This window comes from Bradyrhizobium oligotrophicum (assembly GCF_051168495.1).
Taxonomy (GTDB): domain Bacteria; phylum Pseudomonadota; class Alphaproteobacteria; order Rhizobiales; family Xanthobacteraceae; genus Bradyrhizobium; species Bradyrhizobium oligotrophicum_A.
In genome coordinates this window covers 563465-582154 of the sequence record NZ_JBNPVB010000001.1, presented here as the reverse complement: position 1 = coordinate 582154, position 18690 = coordinate 563465, and the positions used below count along the sequence as shown (strand labels likewise).

General features: G+C 65.5%; 15 protein-coding genes. 9 read left to right on the top strand and 6 right to left on the bottom strand.

The window, feature by feature from the left end:
* Positions 1-169: 169 nt before the first annotated feature.
* The 3 genes from ACQR1B_RS02510 to ACQR1B_RS02500 all read left to right on the top strand — a co-directional run bounded on the left by ACQR1B_RS02510 (position 170) and on the right by ACQR1B_RS02500 (position 4011).
* Entirely contained in the window at positions 170-1282 is a 1113-nt protein-coding gene (locus ACQR1B_RS02510) for a hypothetical protein (protein ID WP_434831397.1), read from the top strand.
* 183 nt (positions 1283-1465) lie between these two features.
* Positions 1466-3433 carry a methyl-accepting chemotaxis protein gene (locus ACQR1B_RS02505; protein ID WP_434831398.1) on the top strand — a complete coding sequence of 656 codons (1968 nt, stop codon included), beginning with the start codon at positions 1466-1468 and terminating at the stop codon, positions 3431-3433.
* A 113-nt stretch (positions 3434-3546) separates the two neighbouring features.
* A complete protein-coding gene (locus ACQR1B_RS02500) occupies positions 3547-4011 on the top strand; it encodes a DUF1801 domain-containing protein (RefSeq protein WP_434831399.1) in 465 nt (154 codons plus the stop codon).
* A 211-nt stretch (positions 4012-4222) separates the two neighbouring features.
* Here the strand turns inward: ACQR1B_RS02500 and ACQR1B_RS02495 are convergent, their stop codons facing one another.
* Complete coding sequence (locus tag ACQR1B_RS02495; RefSeq protein ID WP_434831400.1) at positions 4223-4624, bottom strand: rhodanese-like domain-containing protein; 402 nt, start codon at positions 4622-4624, stop codon at positions 4223-4225.
* Positions 4625-4723: 99 nt separating this feature from the next.
* On the opposite strand from ACQR1B_RS02495, the gene ftrA reads away from it, so the two are divergent.
* Positions 4724-5713: a transcriptional regulator FtrA gene (gene ftrA / locus ACQR1B_RS02490; RefSeq protein WP_434831401.1), complete on the top strand. Its 990-nt coding sequence runs from the start codon at positions 4724-4726 to the stop codon at positions 5711-5713.
* Between the two features lie 14 nt (positions 5714-5727).
* On the opposite strand, the gene ACQR1B_RS02485 is transcribed toward ftrA, so the two are convergent.
* Complete coding sequence (locus ACQR1B_RS02485) at positions 5728-7953, bottom strand: putative bifunctional diguanylate cyclase/phosphodiesterase (protein WP_434831402.1); 2226 nt, start codon at positions 7951-7953, stop codon at positions 5728-5730.
* A gap of 404 nt (positions 7954-8357) precedes the next feature.
* On the opposite strand from ACQR1B_RS02485, the gene mepA reads away from it, so the two are divergent.
* Entirely contained in the window at positions 8358-9296 is a 939-nt protein-coding gene (gene mepA, locus ACQR1B_RS02480) for a penicillin-insensitive murein endopeptidase (protein WP_434831609.1), read from the top strand.
* 191 nt (positions 9297-9487) lie between these two features.
* The gene (locus ACQR1B_RS02475; RefSeq protein WP_434831403.1) at positions 9488-10003 is read left to right on the top strand and encodes a hypothetical protein; all 516 of its coding nucleotides are present in this window, start codon (positions 9488-9490) and stop codon (positions 10001-10003) included.
* A gap of 9 nt (positions 10004-10012) precedes the next feature.
* Here the strand turns inward: ACQR1B_RS02475 and ACQR1B_RS02470 are convergent, their stop codons facing one another.
* Positions 10013-11806: a potassium/proton antiporter gene (locus tag ACQR1B_RS02470; RefSeq protein ID WP_434831404.1), complete on the bottom strand. Its 1794-nt coding sequence runs from the start codon at positions 11804-11806 to the stop codon at positions 10013-10015.
* A gap of 209 nt (positions 11807-12015) precedes the next feature.
* On the opposite strand from ACQR1B_RS02470, the gene ACQR1B_RS02465 reads away from it, so the two are divergent.
* Entirely contained in the window at positions 12016-13332 is a 1317-nt protein-coding gene (locus ACQR1B_RS02465; RefSeq protein WP_434831405.1) for a mechanosensitive ion channel family protein, read from the top strand.
* An 86-nt stretch (positions 13333-13418) separates the two neighbouring features.
* Here ACQR1B_RS02465 and ACQR1B_RS02460 read toward each other — a convergent pair whose 3' ends face one another.
* Positions 13419-14156: a response regulator transcription factor gene (locus ACQR1B_RS02460; protein ID WP_434831406.1), complete on the bottom strand. Its 738-nt coding sequence runs from the start codon at positions 14154-14156 to the stop codon at positions 13419-13421.
* Between the two features lie 418 nt (positions 14157-14574).
* On the opposite strand from ACQR1B_RS02460, the gene map reads away from it, so the two are divergent.
* Positions 14575-15399: a type I methionyl aminopeptidase gene (gene map, locus ACQR1B_RS02455; RefSeq protein WP_434831407.1), complete on the top strand. Its 825-nt coding sequence runs from the start codon at positions 14575-14577 to the stop codon at positions 15397-15399.
* Between the two features lie 53 nt (positions 15400-15452).
* On the opposite strand, the gene ACQR1B_RS02450 is transcribed toward map, so the two are convergent.
* The gene (locus ACQR1B_RS02450; RefSeq protein WP_434831408.1) at positions 15453-16505 is read right to left on the bottom strand and encodes a DUF3616 domain-containing protein; all 1053 of its coding nucleotides are present in this window, start codon (positions 16503-16505) and stop codon (positions 15453-15455) included.
* 177 nt (positions 16506-16682) lie between these two features.
* On the opposite strand from ACQR1B_RS02450, the gene ACQR1B_RS02445 reads away from it, so the two are divergent.
* Positions 16683-17489, top strand: coding sequence for an intradiol ring-cleavage dioxygenase (locus ACQR1B_RS02445; protein WP_434831409.1), 807 nt, complete (start codon positions 16683-16685; stop codon positions 17487-17489).
* Here ACQR1B_RS02445 and ACQR1B_RS02440 read toward each other — a convergent pair whose 3' ends face one another.
* Entirely contained in the window at positions 17490-18680 is a 1191-nt protein-coding gene (locus ACQR1B_RS02440) for an MFS transporter (RefSeq protein ID WP_434831410.1), read from the bottom strand. It abuts the gene before it with no gap.
* Between the last annotated feature and the right edge of the window lie 10 nt (positions 18681-18690).

Here is an 18690-nt window from a genome sequence, read left to right as displayed (position 1 = left end):
TGGATGTCAGGGCCCGACAACTCAAAATCAAGATCTCCTTACCCGAGTAAGGAGACCGGGCGACTAACAAACATCAGTTAGAAATACTCATATCGCCGGGCAGCGCTTTACAAGCTCTCCTTTTTGATCGAAGATAGAGCATATTTTATTTTTACCTTTAGGTTGCGCCATGAAGAATACCGCGTGGCGACGGGCCATATGGCTGATCGGTGCTACGAGCAGTTTCGTCGTTGTCATCATTTTCGTACTTTTGACCCATGGCACCAGTCGGATCTCCCAGCCGGATCAGGTCTTGCAGCAGTATGTTCTTGATCTCACCGAGCGTCTGATAAGACCGACGTTCTTGAGCTTCTTTACCGTATGTCTGACGGGCCTGCTCTATGAGATCATCATGAAGGCGGACGATCAGATCGGGCTGAGACAGCTCATAACCGATTCCGTTAGATCCGCGTTGTATGGCAGAGCCGATTTACCCAGCGAGACTCATACTCTGTCGGACCGGCAGAATGTCATCAAAGAGCAGCTGATCGACTGCGCAAAGGACCTGCACAAGCGGAGACTTAATCAACTCGACCGGGAGAAGGTTCTCGAAATAGACGAATTTGGAAAGGTTTGGGATCACCTTATCAACAACACGTTCGAGAATGGAGAACCGCTGCGTGACTTTACCATCGGATCGAATGCACTTCTTCGCTTTCAGGCTTATCAGTTCTCGAACTACTATTCCAATCTGTTCGTTCGGCGCGGTGCGTTTCGATCGAGCCAGAGCAAAGTCAAAATTCTGATCCTGTGTGACCATGATGACAGCCTACCCGGAGCGGCCGATCGCAAGGCAGCAATCTCGCGTGAGCTTGAAGGGGTGGTGAAGAGGATTCTTGAACGAATCGCAGCTCTCAACAAAATGGAACGCGAGCTTCCGCCAAGCGAAGCGTACAAGCGCGCCTCATACAACGAAAATGCGATCTACGAGTTCAGACTCGTGAACTCGACGCACATCACCCCGAAGGAACAGCCAGCCCTGGAGCGCCCGTTCAACGTTTACGGCAACCTTGCGATATCCCAGTCATTCGTGACGGCGGTCGATTCTCACGAGATTCAGCCGCTGCCGCACTTGGAAGTATCATTCAAAGCCGTGGACATTGCCGATACGAGGATCGCATTTGACGCCGTGTGGGCAAGGGCAGCTTTGGACGTCCATAAATTTTCTGCCACGATGAACTCATGGAATGATTTTGGCTCGGGCGAGCTTTTCAAGAAATGGACTGAAATTCGCGCAGGCTGAGCTTCGAGGCTTTCGGCCACCAAGATCAACGCCGCTGGAAAGCTTCCAGCTCGATTGCATTCAGCCGCCGAGGAGCTCGCTTTCAGCGAGCGCCGCCCTCAGCAAAATCCGCCTCCCGTAGAATTACGGTATCCGTTCATTAATCAAATTTTGGGACCTTGGCGTGGCAGCAAGGAATGTCCCATGTCTCATTTACGGTCGATATCCGCCCGCCTGATCATTGCGCTTTCCCTCACCGTCGCCATTGCCTGTGCCGTGCTCGGCACCTTCTCCGTCCTCGAACAGCGCTCCCTGACCCGTCTTGCGCTCGAGCAGCAGCTCAGGCTGCTATTCGACAGCGTGGCGGCCGGCATCGACTACGAGGGCCGCGCCGCGCTGGCGGTGAGCTCGACGCTGGCCGCGCTACCACCGATCGCGGACGCCTATCTCAAGGGGGACCGCGATGCGCTGGGCGCCCTGCTGGGCGGCGCCATGACCTCGCTGAAGGCGCAGGGCATTCCCCTGGTGAACGTGTGGGCTCCGCCCGCCACCAATTTCTATCGCGTGCACGAGCCGAAAGTGTTCGGCGACGACACCTCCAAGCGGCGGCTGACGGTGGTGCAGGCCAACCAGACCGGCCGCCAGATCTCAGGCGTCGAGCAGAGCCGGCTGTCGCTCGGCATCTTCGGCATGACGCCGATCATGCGCGACGGCAAGGTGATCGCGACCGTCGACGTCGGCGCCGCCTTCGGCAAGGAATTCGTCGACCGCGCCAAGCAGCGCTATGGCATCGATCTCGCCGTCTACTGGATCGACAACGGCCAGCCGAAACGGCTGTCCTCGACGTTTGGCGACGAGACCATCAGCACGTCCGACGAGGTGCTCGCCGTGTTCAAGGGCACCCAGCTGCAGCGCAACGCCACCTTGGGCGGGCGGCCTGCGGCCGTCTTCGTCGGCCAGATCAAGAACTTTGCCGGCGATCCGATCGCGGTCCTCGAGCTGATCAAGGATACCACGGCCTATGAGGCGGCCGCCTCCGGCGCGCAGCAGCAGCTGATCATCGGCACGCTCGTGATCCTGCTGCTCGCGGTCATCGTCGCGCTGTTCGTGGCCCGCGGCATCTCCCGCCCGCTGGTCGCGATCACCGCCGTCATGCACCGGCTGTCGATCGGCGACACCGAGGTTGCGATTCCCGGCGGCGAGCGCAAGGACGAACTCGGCACGATGGCACAGGCGGTCGACGTCTTCCGCCGCAACATGATCGAGACGGGCAGCCTGCGCGACGCGCAGGAAGCGACGCAGCAGCAGGCCGAGCGCGACAAGCAGGCGCTGCAGCGGCAGATGGCCGACCGCTTCGAGGCCGACGTCAAGGGCGTCGTCGCCTCGGTGGCCAACGCCACTGAAGACATGGAGCGCGTGGTCCGCGAGATCACGGCGAGCGTCAACGGCACCTCGCAGCGCGCCGCCGCTGCGGCGGCGGCCTCCGAGGAAGCCTCGAACGGCGTGTCGACCGTCGCTGCGGCGTCCGAGGAGCTCGCATCCTCGGTGACCGAGATCGGCCGCCAGGTCGCGCATTCGAGCAAGGTGGCCGACTCCGCGGTGGTCAAGGCGCGCCAGACCACCGAGATGGTCGGCAGCCTCGCCGCCGCCGCCGAGAAGATCGGCGACGTGCTGCGCCTGATCGACGCGATCGCGAGCCAGACCAATCTGCTCGCCCTCAACGCCACGATCGAGGCGGCGCGCGCCGGCGAGGCCGGCCGCGGCTTCGCCGTCGTGGCCGCCGAGGTCAAGGAGCTGGCCGGCCAGACCGCGAAGGCGACGGAAGAGATCGCCGGCCAGGTCACCTCGATCCAGGCCGCCACGTCCGACTGCGTGACCGCGATCGGCGGCATCAGCGGCACGATTCAGGAGATCAGCGGCATTGCCGCGACCATTGCCGCCGCGGTCGAGCAGCAGGGTTCGGCGACGCGCGAGATCGCGCGCAGCGTCCAGCAGGCCGCCTCCGGCACTAATGAAGTCTCGCAGAACGTCGCCGGCGCCAGCGATGCCGCCGAGCAGTCGCGCCAGCTCACAGACCACGTCATGGCCGCCACCCGCGATCTCGGCAAGCATGCGAACGATCTGTTCAAGAGCGTCGACACGTTTCTGGCAGGCCTGCGCAAGGCGGCATAGCGCAAGGGGGCGGACGCGAAACCTGCAGCAATCCGCTCGCCTTGGTTATCGGGCTCGTGGCCACCGTCACGCGCCCGTGGTAGCCTGCCGCCATCCGAAATTCGGGGGCATCGATGCCGGCGACGGCTTCTCGCGCCAGGCGACGTCGGCTTGGCGCGCAGCCGGCCGCACCGGCTACCGTCGCCGCCATCTTCGCGACCTATCCAACGCGGCTGCGCGCGCGACTGGAGGCGCTACGGCGACTGATCCTGGACACCGCGAGCACGACGACAGGCGTCGGTGCCCTGGAAGAGACCCTCAAATGGGGCCAGCCGAGCTATTTGACCGCGGAAACCGGCAGCGGCAGTACGATCCGGATCGATCGCGTCAAGTCGGAGCCTGGCCGTTACGCGCTTTATGTGCATTGCCAGACCGATCTCATCGCCACCTTTCGCGAGCTCTATCCGGAGCTGACCTATGGCGGCAATCGTTGCATCCTGCTCGACGAATCCACCGCCCCGCCAGAAGAGGCGCTGCGGCACTGCATCGCGCTGGCCCTGACCTATCACCGCAGCAAGCACCGGGTTGGGACGAGATAGCTCGTCAGCTGAAACGCGCGTACGCGGATCGTGGCCGCACGACGCCAAGCACTTCGAAGCGCGCCGGTATCGACATCGGGCCACCCGCCGCCGAATGGATGGCTCGGCCTTCGTGACAACCTTCGGCGCGCAGGCAGCGAGGCCTCGATCCCGGCGCCTCCGCCGCGCCGTGGCGCGCAAGCCCCCTGCCGAGGCTGACGATTGCGCCGGCTCACGCCGGGCCCGGCTCGAGTGCAAAGCCCTCATCGAGCCAACCGGTGATGCCGCCGATCATCATCTTGACCGGCAGGGCGAGCCGCGCCAGCCGGATCGCCGCCCGGTTGGCGCCGTTGCAATGCGGACCCGCGCAATAGACCACGAACACCTTGCCGGCCGGACATTCGGCCATGCGCTCGGCCGTCATCATCCGGTGCGGAATGTTGATCGCGCCGGCAATGTGACCCCTCGCGAACGCGGCCGGGCCGCGGACATCGACCAGGATGAACTCAGGGTCGGCTGCGCCGAGGCCCTCGTGAACGTCCCAGCAATCGGTCTCGAAGGCGAGCATCTCCTCGAAATGCTGGAGAGCCCGCGCTGAGGGTGCTGCGGGCACTTCGGTGACATGGGTGGTCATGGTTTCTCCCTGCGACGTTGCGTAAGCGGGCTCAATCTTGCGCGGGACGGCCCGCGGCCCAAGTGACGGATCGGACAAAGTCCGGTAAGTTTCCGCCAAATGCCACGCGCCACAGCCAACACGCATCGCCCGGATCCGGGACTGGTCGCCGTCATCACCTATGACGGGCTGTGCACGTTCGAATTCGGCATCGCCGTCGAAGTGTTCGGACTGCCGCGGCCGGAGTTCGATTTTTCCTGGTACGGGTTCACGGTCGTCTCGGCCGAGGGCCGGCGGTCGCGCGCGATCGGCGGCATCGTCGTCGAGGCCGACGCGCCGCTGGCGCATCTGCGCGACGCCAGCACGATCATCGTGCCGGGATGGCGCGATCGCAACGAGCGTCCGCCGGAGCGGCTGCTGCGCGCCATCGCGCAGGCGGCGGCGCGCGGGGCGCGCTGCCTGTCGATCTGCTCCGGCGTGTTCGTGCTCGCCGCGGCCGGCCTGCTCGACGGCAAGCGTGCCACCACGCATTGGCGGCACATGCCGGACCTGAAGCGGCTCTATCCCGGCATTCGGGTCGAGGAGGACACGCTCTATGTCGACGAGGGCAACGTCATCACCTCGGCCGGCAGCGCCGCGGGCATCGATGCCTGCCTGCATCTCGTCCGCCGCGACTTCGGCAGCAAGGTTGCGAACGCGGTCGCGCGGCGGCTGGTGATGCCGCCGCATCGCGACGGCGGACAGGCGCAATATGTCGTCGCACCGCTCCAGGTCCGGCCAGGGCGAACGATCGGCGAGGTCATGGACTGGGCGCGGGCGCGGCTGGCGCAGCCGATCGCGATCGGCACCATGGCCAAGCGCGCCGGAATGAGCGAACGGACCTTCCTGCGGCGCTTCGACGAGGCGACGGGATCGAGCCCCGCATCATGGCTGCAGCAGGAGCGCATGGCGCGGGCGCGGGAGCTGCTGGAGAATGGGACGCTGTCGCTCGCGGACATCTCGGTCCAGTGCGGCTACCGGTCGCTCGAAACCTTCCGCGTCGCGTTCCGGCGCAGTGTCGGCACCTCGCCCGCAGCCTATCGCGCGCGCTTCGCGGCGCGGCCGCGGTAGGCATCAGCCGTCGCTCAGGCGACCAGCGCCTTGCCGGATGACGGCAGCCCGGCGGCGTCGCGCTGCGCCTGCAGCAGGCCGACGATCTCGACATTGGGCCGCGGACGGCTGAACAGGTAGCCCTGCCCCTCGTGGCAGCCTTCGGCGCGCAGGCAGCGTAGCTCCGCCTCGGTCTCGACGCCCTCCGCCGTGATGGTGACGCCGAGGCCCTTGCCCAGACTGACGATCGAGCGGACGATCGCCTGGGCCTCGCGATTGGCGGCGAGATCGCGGATGAACGACTGATCGACCTTGATCTTGTCGAACGGAAAGCTGCGCAGATAGCTCAGGCTGGAATAGCCGGTGCCGAAATCATCCATCGAGATGCGCACGCCGAGCGCGCGCAATGCATGGAGGGTTGCCAGCACCTGCCCGCTCTTCTCCAGCACCAGGGTCTCGGTGATCTCGAGCTCGAGCCGGCTCGGTGGCAGCCCCGACTGCTTCAGCGCATCCATCACCAGCGACAGCACGTTGCCGGCCCGGAACTGCAGCGGCGACATGTTGACGGCAACGGAAACCTCGTCGGGCCATTTCGCAGCGTCGCTGCAGGCTTGGCGCAGCATCGTGCGGCCGAGCGCCGAGATCAGCCCGGTGTCCTCGGCGATCGGAATGAACTCGGATGGCGGGATCATGCCGCGCTCCGGATGCGGCCAGCGCACCAGCGCCTCGAAACCGGTGATGCGCCCGGTCGCCAGGTCGATCAGTGGCTGGTAGTGCGGGCGCAGCACGTCGCGCTGGATGGCCTCGCGCAGCTCGATTTCCAGTCTGCGCCGGCTCTGCGCCCGCGCATCCATCCCGGACTCGAAATAGCTGAAGGTGCCGCGCGTCTCCTTCTTGGCTCGCGCCAGTGCCATGTCTGCGTTCTTGAGCAGCTTCTCGGCATCGTCGCCGTCGGTCGGCGCCAGGGCAATGCCGATCGTCGCGCCGATCGTCACCGTGCTGCCGTCGATCAGATAGGGATCGGCGATTGCCTGCAGCAGACGGCGACAGAGCTGCGCCGCTTCCTCGGGCCGCGCCAGCCCGCCCTGAACGATCGCGAACTCGTCCGAGTTCAGCCGCGCCACGATATCCTCCTGGCGCAGGATCGAGCGCAGCCGCTTGCCGACGCCGCGTAGCAGCTGGTCGCCGACGCCATGGCCCAGCGTGTCGTTGATCGACTTGAAATGGTCGAGACCGAGCACCAGCACGGCGATCTTCTCCGAGCCGCGCCGCATCTTGGTGAGCTTGTCGTCTGTCTGCTGGCGCAGCAGGCTGCGGCTCGGCAGCCCGGTCAGCGCGTCGTGCTGAGCCAGGAAGGCCAGCCGCGCCTCGGCGCGCTTGCGCTCGGTGATGTCCATCAGCGCCAGCAGCACGGCGGGCTGGTCGTTGTGGACGAGGTGACGCGAATAGATCGCCAGATCGATCAGGGTGCCGTCGGCCCGGACATGCTTCCAGGTGCGCGCCGCCTGCTCGTCGCCGGACTGCTCGTCGCCCCAGGGCGCTTCGCTCTCATAGGCCTGCAGGTTGCGGATGCCGAGCTGCTCGAAGGCGGCACGGTTATAACCGTAATGCTTGGCTGCCGCCTCATTGACGCCGAGCACGCGTCCATCGTCTCTGGCGCACACGATCATCGGAACGGGATTGCCGTCGAACAGCAGCCGAAACGATTCCTCGCGCTGCTTCAGGTCGGTGATGTCGATGCGCAGGCCGATGACGCCGCCATCGTCGGTGAGGCGTTCTTCGATCAGGATGGTGCGGCCGTCGGACAGCTTCTGCTCGTGGCGTCCGCTCGGATGAAACAGCTTCTCGAGCCGCTCGGCGATCCATTCGTCCTCGCGCCCCGCCGCGTCCGGATAATCGCCGCGCGCGACGCCGATGCGGATCGTGTCCTGCAGCCGGGCGCCGGGCTGGAACAGGTCGGAGGTCCGATTGTAGATCTCGGCGTATGTCTTGTTCCAGAGGATGTAGCGGCCGTCGGCATCAAGAAACACGATGCCCTCGGGAAGGAGGTCGATCGCCTGGACGAGGCGATCATGGGCCTTCTTCGCTTCCGCGATGGCGGCTTCCGCCTCGGCCCGTGGGCCCGCGATCTCGTCCGGCGCGGCGAGCTTGCTCGGGTTGTGCTGTCCCAGTTTCGGGCTTGGCTTCACCGGACGCATCGCACCACGGGCGCGGAGCACGGGATCGAGCTTTTTTGGCTTGTTTGGCCGAACGGGCCGCATCAGGTGCCTCATTTCTCCTTCTCGACGGGCAGTGTTCGGGCAAGTGTCTGAAAAAATGGTATCTCGATGCAGCAGAAGACAGCCAATGGTTGCGCGAGAAAAATGATCCGTTCTCGCATCGCGCGAGCAACGGATTCTGCAAATGATTAATCAAGCGTTTCGGCACAACCAGCGATAGGTAGCGCCGGCGGCGGAGGAACAGAAAGGACGCGCATACCGTGCAACGGCCGCTGCGGCCCGGTGCATCTACCGAACAAAGTCAGGCAATTGAGCCATGTTCGGACGGTTCCACCAATTCCGCTGCAGGGTTACCAGAGGCTTAAGCGGGCGCCTCTTGGTACGGCGGGCCTCGGCTGATTCAGCCGCGGCCTTCCATGCCGGTCGACAGCCGCTACACTGCCGCCATGCGTGCCCGCCTGATTCTGATCGCAGTCATGAGTTCGGCCATCATTGCCGCGGCCCCGGTCCACGCCCAGGACAAGGGCAGCGTCGAGCCGAAGGCCTTGCCGCCGCTCGCCCACCCGGACGATCCCGATACGCCGGCGAAGGAGCTGTTCGCGCGCCGGGTCCCGCCCTCGGCACAGCCGACCAAGGTGATCGGAACCTACAATCGCGGCTGCATCGCCGGCGCCGAACGGATGCCGATCAATGGCGAGGACTGGCAGGTGATGCGGCTGTCGCGCAACCGCAATTTTGGCCATCCCAATTTGATCGCACTGCTCAAGCGCCTGGCCGTCCGCGCGCACAAGGATGCCGGCTGGCCCGGCATTCTCGTCGGCGACATCGGCCAGCCGCGCGGCGGCCCGGCGCTGAGCGGCCATGCCAGCCATCAGATCGGACTCGACGCCGACATCTGGCTGACACCGATGCCCGAGCACCGGCTGTCCCGCAACGAGCGCGAGGAGATGTCGGCGGTGATGATGGTGCGGCCCGATCGCCTCGACGTCGATCCGCGCGTCTTTACCAAGGGCCACGTCGCGGTGATCCGCGCCGCCGCACTGGAGCCGTCGGTGCAGCGGATCTTCGTCAACGCCGCGATCAAGAAGGCGCTGTGCCGCGACGCCCGCGGCAACCGCAGCTGGCTGACCAAGGTGCGCCCCTGGTGGGGCCACGACTACCACTTCCACATCCGCATGCTGTGCCCGCCCGGCAATCCGGACTGCCATGGCCAGACCGACCAGGAGGGTGGCGACGGCTGCGACGACCTCGCCTATTGGTTCTCGGACGCGGTGCTGCATCCGCCGCCGCCGAAAGAGCCGCCCAAGCCGCCGCAGCCGATCACCATGGCACAGCTGCCGCCGAGCTGCCGCGCCGTGCTGCATGCGCCGGACGCCAAGAACTGACGTGCAGGCGCCGGCGCTCGCGACGCGATCGCGATTCGCTGCGGCGCGAAAATCCGCTAGGATGCATTGCCTGCGCCGTAAGCGCGAGCGGTCGAGCGGGATGACGGTCCCACCTTCCAGACAACGAATCGATGTCGCGCGCGGTGTTCCCGTTGCGCGGCCCAACGCAACCCAATTGGTGCGAGTCCGTCATGATCCTGATCCGTCCGTCCGCCGCTGCCCTCCTGCTCACGCTCGCCGCCAGCCCGGTTGTGCTCGCCGCCGAACCGAGCGGCTGCGACAAGTTCAAATGGGACATCGCGCGCGAGCGCGCCGCGCTGACGGCGGCCGACCGCCAGAGGCTCGATTCGGGCGCCGAGATCGCGTCGCTTCCCGCGTCGGGACTGGTGCTCGCGCTCCGCCCGCTCGTCGACGCCAGGCTGCCCACCGCGCCGGAACGCGCGCCGAAGGACGGCACTTTCGCCGGGGTCACGCGCATCGCCTCAGCGCCCGAGGCCGGCGTCTACACCGTGAGCCTGTCGGAAGCGGCCTGGATCGACGTCCTGCAGGACGGCAGGATCCTCAAGCCGATCGCCTTCAGCGGCGCCACCGATTGCGACGGCATCCGCAAGACCGTGAAATACGAGCTCGGCGCGCGGCCCTTCGTGCTGCAGATCAGCGGCACGCCGGATGCTTCGATCTCGATTGCGATCCTGCGCGCCGAGTGACCGGCCGTCTCAAGCCCCCACCACCGACGACCAGACATCCGCGAACCTTCGCTTCATCTGCTGCTTGCGCGTCAGCACCGGCTCGTCCTCCTCGTCCTCGGGCAGGCGCAGGCCGACGACGTTGACGCGGCCGCCGGAGATCGAGCGGGCGACCAGCACGATGGTGTCGAGCGCGACGGTCGCGCCTTCCTTGGGCGCGTTGTCGAGATGGATGTCGAAATAATCGGCGAGCGTCAGCTTGTCCTCGCCTTCGCCGAGCTTGACGCCGTAGACGCCGGCGACTTCGTCGAGCGTGTGCTCCGCTGACACCATGAAATCGCCGAGCAGATGCGGGTCGGGCGCCGCCGACGGCGGCATGTCGACGAAGAAGCGGTCGAGCGACTCGGCCTTTTCCGGGGGCGCCAGCAGATAGAGATAGTCGCCCGGCGCGACCGGTTCCGCCTCGGCCGGCGACAGGATCTGCTGGTTGCGGATCACCAGCGTCGGCTTCGACCAGGACGGAATCAGCCCGCGGCGGAAATAGAGGCTCTTGGAGCGGATCGCATAGCCGACCAGTTGCTGCTCGAGCTGTCCTGGCAGGTCGAGCTCGATGCGGCGCGGGCCGCGATCGGTGCGCGGCAGCGCCACATGCAGCGTGCGCGCCGCGATCCCGAGCGTCCAGCCCTGCGCCAGCAGCGAGATGAACACAACGACGAAGGCGACGTCGAAATAGAGATAGGCCTTGGAGAGGCCGACCAGCAACGGGATCGAGGCGAGGAAGATCGCGACGGCGCCGCGCAGGCCGGTCCAGGCGATGAACGCCTTTTCACGCCAGTTGAAGCGGAACGGATAGAGACAGAGAAACACCGCGGCCGGACGTGCGACCAGCATCAGCATGAGCGCGACCGCGATCGCCGGCAGCAGGCTGTCGAGCAGCCGCTGCGGCGACACCAGCAGCCCGAGCAGCACGAACATCACGATCTGGGCCAGCCAGGTCGCGGCGTCGAGGAAGGCGACCACCGAGTTGTGGGCCCGCGTCGGCCGGTTGCCGATGATGATGCCGGCGAGATAGACGGCGAGAAACCCGGAGCCATGGGCGATCTGGGCCATGCCGAAAATGACCAGCGCCGCCGTGGTCACGAACGGTGCGTGCAGGCCCTGCGGCAGCGCCACCCGGTTGAGGCCGACCACCACCAAGCGGCCACCGACGACGCCGAACAGCGCGCCGAGAACCGCCTCGCGGACCAGTTCGAACACGAAATGGCCGATGGTGCCGTGGCCGACCGAGATCAACTCGACCAGCATCAAGGTCAGGAACACAGCGAACGGATCGTTGCTGCCGGACTCAGCTTCCAGCGTGGCGCCGACGCGCGGACGCAGCCGCAGGCCCTGGGCATGCACCAGCAGGAACACCGCCGCCGCGTCGGTCGAGGCGATGACCGCGCCCACCAGCATGGCCTCGGTCCAGCCGAGGTCGAGGGCATATTTCGCGACCGGCGCGGTGATGAATGCGGTCAACAGCACGCCCGCGGTGGCGAGCAGCATCGAGGGCGCCAGCACGGTGCGGATGCTCTGGAAGCGCGTCCGCAGCCCGCCGTCGAACAGGATCAAAGCGAGCGCGACCGAACCGACGAGATAGGTGGTGCGGACGTCCTGGAATTCGATATGACCGGGGCCGGAATCGCCGGCCAGCATGCCGATCAAAAGGAACACCAGCAGCAACGGCGCACCGAAACGCAGCGCCAGCAGGCTGGACAGGATCCCAGCCATGACCAGGACCGCACCAAGGAGGATGGCAATGCTGACAGCGTCGAGGGATGTCATGAAAAAACGTCGATGGATCCGGGTTTTACATCCTTATCGTCGCCACACTTGCACGCCAACCGGATTTGCTCATATCGCGTCGATATGCCCATTTTTCCATCATTGCCCGCGTTCGAGGTATATTTCGTAGCAATCGCCCATGACGAAAACGAGCTAAATCCTACGCGCCTGGCTCCCCCGCGCTTCCATTCCCCTCCGAGACCGTGCTGATGGACCTCGACTTAAAAGACATTTTGGAATTCCTGCAGACCGTGGCCCGCTCGATCGGCGCCGAGGTCACCTCGCCCTGGTTCTATCTTCAGCTCGGACTGGTGCTGAGCGGCGCCGGCATCGCCTTCGCGGCCAGCGCGACCGTGCGCGCGCGCATCGACACGACCTCGCTGGCGATGGGCTGGCCCGGTCCGCTGCGGCAATTGTTGCGGGTGCTGCTGGAGAGCGTCACCACTGTCGTGTTCGTGATCCTGATGCGGATCGCTCGCACCGGCATGGTGCTGTGGACCTGGCCCAGCCGCAGCTATCTGCTCGCGGTCGCGCTCAAGCTCGCGCTGGCCTGGCTCGTCATCCGCCTGATCACCTCGGTGATCCGCAACACCTTCATCGTCAAGATCGTCTCGATCTCGGCCTGGCTGGTCGCGGCGCTCAGCATCATCGGCCAGCTCGACAACGTCGTCGATGCGCTCGACTCCGTCTCGGTCGTGCTCGGCGGACTCAGGCTGACGCCGCTTCTGGTCATCAAGCTCGGCGTGCTGCTGCTCGGCGTGCTCTGGCTGACCAACATCGCCAGCAATTTCGTCGAGAGCCGGATCACGCGCTCGACCGACCTGACGCCGTCGATCCAGGTGCTGCTGATCAAGATGGTCCGCATGGGCCTGATGATCTTCGGCATCGCCATCGCGATCAGCGCGGTCGGCATCAACCTGTCGGCGCTCGCCATCTTCTCCGGCGCCGCCGGTGTCGGTATCGGTCTCGGCCTGCAGCGCATCGTCGCCAATTTCGTCGCCGGCATCATCCTGCTCGCCGACAAATCGGTGAAGCCGGGCGATCTCGTCACCATCGGCGACAGTTCGGGGCGCATCAGTGCGATGAACACGCGCTACATCTCGGTCGCCGCCGGCGACGGCCGCGAGTTCCTGATCCCGAACGAGGACCTCGTCACGCAGAAGGTCACCAACTGGACCTACACCGACAAGAACACGCTGGTGAAGGTCAATTTCGGCACCAATTACGACGCCGATCCCCGCATCGTCTGCAAGCTCGCCACCGATATTGCCGCCGAGATTCCCCGCACGCTGAAATCCAAGGCCCCGAACTGCCTGCTCACCGAGTTCACCGAAGCCGGCATGAAGTTCTCACTGACGTGCTGGATCGCCGACCCCGGCTACATGGACAGCGTCAAGAGCGAGGTGATGCTGGCGCTGTGGGAGGCCTTCAAGCGCGAAGGCATCCGCGTGCCCTATCCGGTGCGCGAGATTCGCGTTCGCGGCGGCGCCCTGCCGGTGGAGACCACGGTGGAAGTGCCGACCTGATCATCTGCGGCACGCCGTGCGTCGCAGCGCCGGCGGATGCCGGTTCAGGCGCGGCTCGCGATCGCGCGGCGGCCACAGGCCGGCGCTCAGATTTCCCCGCCATGCCGCTGGTGAAGCGCCCGCAAGCGATGCGCAGCCTGATTGCGCCGGCGCACGTTGAGCTTCTCGAGGATGTTGTGCACGTGGTTCTTGACCGTGCCGACCTCGATCCGCAGATTCCGCGCGATCTCCTTGTTCGACAATCCCACCTCGATCATCCGCAGGATCTCGCATTCGCGCGGCGTCAGTTCGCCGAACCTCGCCTTCGCCGGAGCCGAGGGCGGCACGGGATCGGGCAGCGCTTCGGCCTCGGCCACGATCGAGATATGTTCGCGCGAGATCCGTTCACCGCGGCAGCCGGCCGTCAGCCGATCGACCTCGGTGATGACATCGTCGATCGATCCGTCCCGCGGCGCGCAGCCGGCAATGCCGCGGCCGATGGACAACACCGGGACGGCGATCTCCGGGACGCCGATGGCGAGGATCCCGAGATCCGGCTGCTCGCGCAACAGCGCGGTCGCGCGATCGAGACCGTGCCATTCGCCGACATCGAGCAGGACCAGGTCCGGTCGGCTCGGCGCGACCAGGCCGAGTGCACCGCGGTGATCGACGGTGTCGATCACCTCGAGACGGTCGTTCTGCCCCAGCCGCGCCCCGAGAGCCTCGCGAAAGAAGCGCGTTTCGCTGACGATGAGGATGCGAATCTTGCCGACGACCGGGTGGGCCATGTCCGCCGCAAGGGAGGGACCCGGTAGAACGTCCAACTCGACGGCGCGTCGCGACATTGAAAACTCCGACTTGCAGAATGGCCGCAGCGGTCCTGCGGGACGACGGGTCCTGCAGAGACGGGGGATTGCCGATGAAATGATGCGGAAATTAAACAACCTTTGGATGAATCTGCCCCACGATCATGACGAGAACGTGGTCGGCATTGCTGGGTGCTCGCCGCAAAACCTCGATGAAAAGCCGGTACGATTCTGCCTTGATCGCACATCTGCGCGCCTTCCTCGCGAAGGAACCATGGACTTGCAAATGCACCTACAGGGTGTGTCGCCGCATGGCCTCGAAACGTTCGACGATTTGCGATGGAACCGACACCCTGATGCCGCGATCCGGCGGCCGCGCAGACCTCGCTTGCACCGGCCCGCACGATCATTAAATTAGGCGATCACCTGACGACCATTCCAAGAACGAAACAGGCCCATGAGCTATATCGAAGCCACCGACACCGCTGCGCGCAAGAATGGCCAGATCAAACTGCATGGCGCGAGCGGCTTTGCCGGCATGCGCAAGGCCGGTGCGCTGGTCTCGAAGTGCCTCGATGCCCTCACCGACGTCGTCAAGCCCGGCGTGCCGACGTCGCGGATCGACGATGTCGTGCGCGAGTTCGCCTTCAGCCACGGCGCCTATCCGGCGACCTTGATGTATCGCGGCTACCGCTATTCGACCTGCACGTCGATCAATCACGTGGTCTGCCACGGCATGCCGAACGACCGGCCGCTGAAGGAAGGCGACATCATCAATGTCGACGTCACCTTCATCGTCGACGGCTGGTATGGCGACTCCAGCCGCATGTATGCGATCGGCCCGATCTCGCGCAAAGCCGAGCGGTTGATCGAGGTGACCTACGAATCGATGATGCGCGGCATCGCCGCGGTGAAGCCCGGCGCCACCACCGGCGACATCGGCCACGCCATCCAGAGCTTCGTCGAGCCGCAGGGCATGAGCGTGGTGCGCGACTTCTGCGGCCACGGCCTCGGCCGGCTGTTCCACGACGAGCCGAACATCATCCATGTCGGCCGCCCCGGCGAAGGCGTGCTGCTCAAGCCCGGCATGTTCTTCACGATCGAGCCGATGATCAATCTCGGCAAGCCGCATGTGAAGATCCTGTCCGACGGCTGGACCGCCGTGACGCGCGACCGCTCGCTGTCGGCGCAGTTCGAGCATTCGGTCGGTGTCACCGCCGACGGCGTCGAGATCTTCACGCTGTCCGAGCGCCATGGCGAAAAGCCGCTGACGCAGGTGTGACGACGGCGGGCGCAGTCATCGACTGCGCCGCTGCCGGCGGATTGGCGCCTGCTTCAGTTCGGCAGGTCGACTTCGCCGCTGTGCGGGTCGCCGTTCTTCAGCCCATCGAAGACGACCAGGAATTTCGCCTTGTTGCCGGCCACGTCGAGCACCGTCAGCCCCTCGGCTTTGCCCGCCGTGCCATCCTGGCTGATGGACTCCAACGTGCCGAGCGACGTGTCCTGTTTCGTTGCTGGGTTGGCGATGTAGAGCTTGTAGGACACGTCCTGATCCTGGGCCGGCCCCGCAAGCACCAGGATACGCCCGTCCGGCAACGGCGCGAGATCGCGAATGCCGCGGCCCTCCAGCTTGATGCCCATGGTTTGAATCGTCGTCACGGCCGGGTCGTGGCCGGCACGAAACAGCTCGGAGATGCTGGCGTTCACCAGATAGGCATCACCATCCTTGGTGACCGGCGCGCGCAGGCCCACCCATAACTTGTCGCCGATCGTGGCAATCCCTTCGATGTTCAGGCCGTTGCCGCCGTCGAGGGCCTTACCGAAATAGGACGAGACCTTGTCGGATTTCTTCAACATCTCCGACACGCGGTAGGTCGTGACGACCGTATGCGCCGAATCGGCGCTCACCTGCGCGAGGATGAAGGATGACAGCCGGAATTCGTCGCTCTTGCGTGAGCAGCCGTGCGAGCCCACCACGTAGAACATGGAGGCGGCGTAGGCGACGCCCTCGCCGTCGAGATCCTTGAAGCCGTCATCGCCGCCCTTGCATGGCACGTCGGGCGCCGTCCCGAGCGTCGTCTCCGGTGTCGGATTCTTGCCGATCAGCTTGACGGTCTGACCGACCTTCAACTCGTTCTTCTTGGCATCGAACGTCGCGAATTGCGCGTTCTTGTTCTCGTCATTGACGAGCAGGCAGGTCCGCGTGTCGCCGTCCGGCGGCAGGCAGGAGATGCCGGAGATGTCGACCGCGGTCTTGTCCTTCTTGCCTTCGAACTTGCCCGAGACGTTCACCGGTTTGAGATTGATGACTTTCTCATCCGCGAGGCACTGATGACCGATCGAACAACCGATCAGGATCAGTGCGGCGGCACGCCATGTGGCCCGCATGGATCGCTCCCTCAAAAATTCAATCGTGCATGAAAAGCAATCCATGATTGCATGAACGGCCGGGGACCGCAACGGCGTCGCGCGCGGCTATCGCGTTTTCGAACTTGGCCGCCGTCCGATTGTTGCCATGCCCCACTGATCGAGTGCGATCACATCATCATCGCCACGGAGGCACGCATGACCGACGCAACCCGCCGCGGCTTCCTGGGCCTCGTCTCCGCCGGAGCAACCACGCTGCTGCCGGCACGGCAAGCGCTGGCCGCGACTGATCAGGGCGCCGTCTCCACCACCGACGACGCCTGCATCCTGACGCCGCAATCGGAATCGGGTCCCTATTATCTCGATCCGAAGCTGGTGCGGGCCGACATCGCCGAGGGCCGGCCGGGCGTGCCGCTCAGGCTGCGCCTGCGCGTGATCGAGGGCGGCGCATGCACGCCGATCCCGGGCGCGCGGATCGATGTCTGGCACTGCGACGCACGCGGCCTCTACTCGGGATTTCCCGGCCAGAGCGACAATCACAAGATCGACCAGAGCGGCAAGACGTTCCTGCGCGGCACCCAGATGGCCGACGCCGCCGGCTGGGCCGGCTTCGATACGATCTATCCCGGCTGGTATGCTGGCCGCGCCACCCACATCCACTTCAGGGTGTTTCTCGACGAGGCCACCGTGCTCACGGGGCAGACCTTCTTTCCCGAGGCGCTGAACGAATTCATCTACGGCAACGTGCCGGACTACACCGGGCGGCCGAAGCCGCGGCTCGTCATCAACGTGAACGACCGTGTCGCGACCGAGGCCGATCCGGATCACCGCGCCTATTGTGCCGTGAAGGAGGCGCGCGACCATTATCTCGCGACGCTGACATTGGCCGTCAGCCGCAAGCCGGCCGCGGCGGTCGAGATGCCCGCGGGAAGGCTGCCGCCGGCACCGTGGATCAAGGACCGGCTGGCGGCGCTGGTGCCCGGATTGAAGCGCAGCCCGTTCTGATCAGGTATCGTCGGTGAAGGCGTAGGCGAGCGCTGCGAGCGGCAGCACCGTGCCGAACGCGGCTGCCAGCGTCCAGCCGCCACGGGCATAGGCGAAGGCGCCAATGCCTGAGCCGGCCGCACCGGCGACGAAGAACGTCGTCATATAGAGCCCGTTGAGCCGGCTGCGCTGGCCGGCGCCGAGCACGAACAGGACGCGATAGCCGAGGATCAGGCTGAGCTGCGCGCCGCAATCGATCGCGATCGCCGCGATCACCAGCGTGGTCAGCGACCACGGCGTCCCCAACGGAACCAGCAGCGTCAGCGCGAAGCCGGCCGCGCACAACACCATCGACGCGATCGTCGCGGGCCTCGTCCAGCCGCGGTCGGCGATGCGGCCGGACACCGGCGCCATGATCGCACCGGCGACGCCGGCCAGCGCGAACAACGCGATTCCGCTCTGTGACATCTGGAAGTCCGGCCCCGCCAGCAGCAGCGGCGAGGTGGTCCAGAACACGCTGAAGCAGCCGAACAGCGCGGCCTGATACAGCGCCCGGCGGCGCAGCACCGGCGTGTTGCGATAGAGCTCGACCATCGAGCCGAGCAGCCGGCCGTAGCTCAGCCGCGCCGCCGGCTCGCGCGGCGGCAGCGCCACGCGCAGCACCACGGCTAGGATCACCATGGCAACCGCCGATGCCGCGTAGATGACATGCCACGAAGCATGGGCCGCGACGAAGCTCGCGACGGGGCGCGCCAGCATGATGCCGAGCATCAGGCCGGTCGAGACGTTGCCGATGGTGCGGCCGCGGATCGCCTCCGGCGCCATGTGCCCCGCATAGGGGATCAGGATCTGCACGGCGACCGAGCCGAAGCCGATCAGCAGCGCGGACAGCAGGAAGGTCACGGGCTGCGTCGCCAGCGCCGCACAGGCCAGGGCTGTGGCGCCGACGATGACGGTGATGATGACGAGCTTGCGGTTCTCGATGAGATCGCCGAGCGGAACCACCAGCAGCAGGCCGGCGCCGTAGCCGATTTGACTCATGGTCACCAGCAGGCCTGCGAGTTGCGGCGGCAGGCCGAGATCGCTGCTGATCGGGCCGATCAGCGGCTGCGCATAATAGATGTTGGCGACGATCAGCCCGCAGGAAAAGGCCAGCAGCAGCGTGATCCAGCCCGACATTCTGTCGGCGGGCTCGGACGTGACGGTGGTCAATGCAAAGATC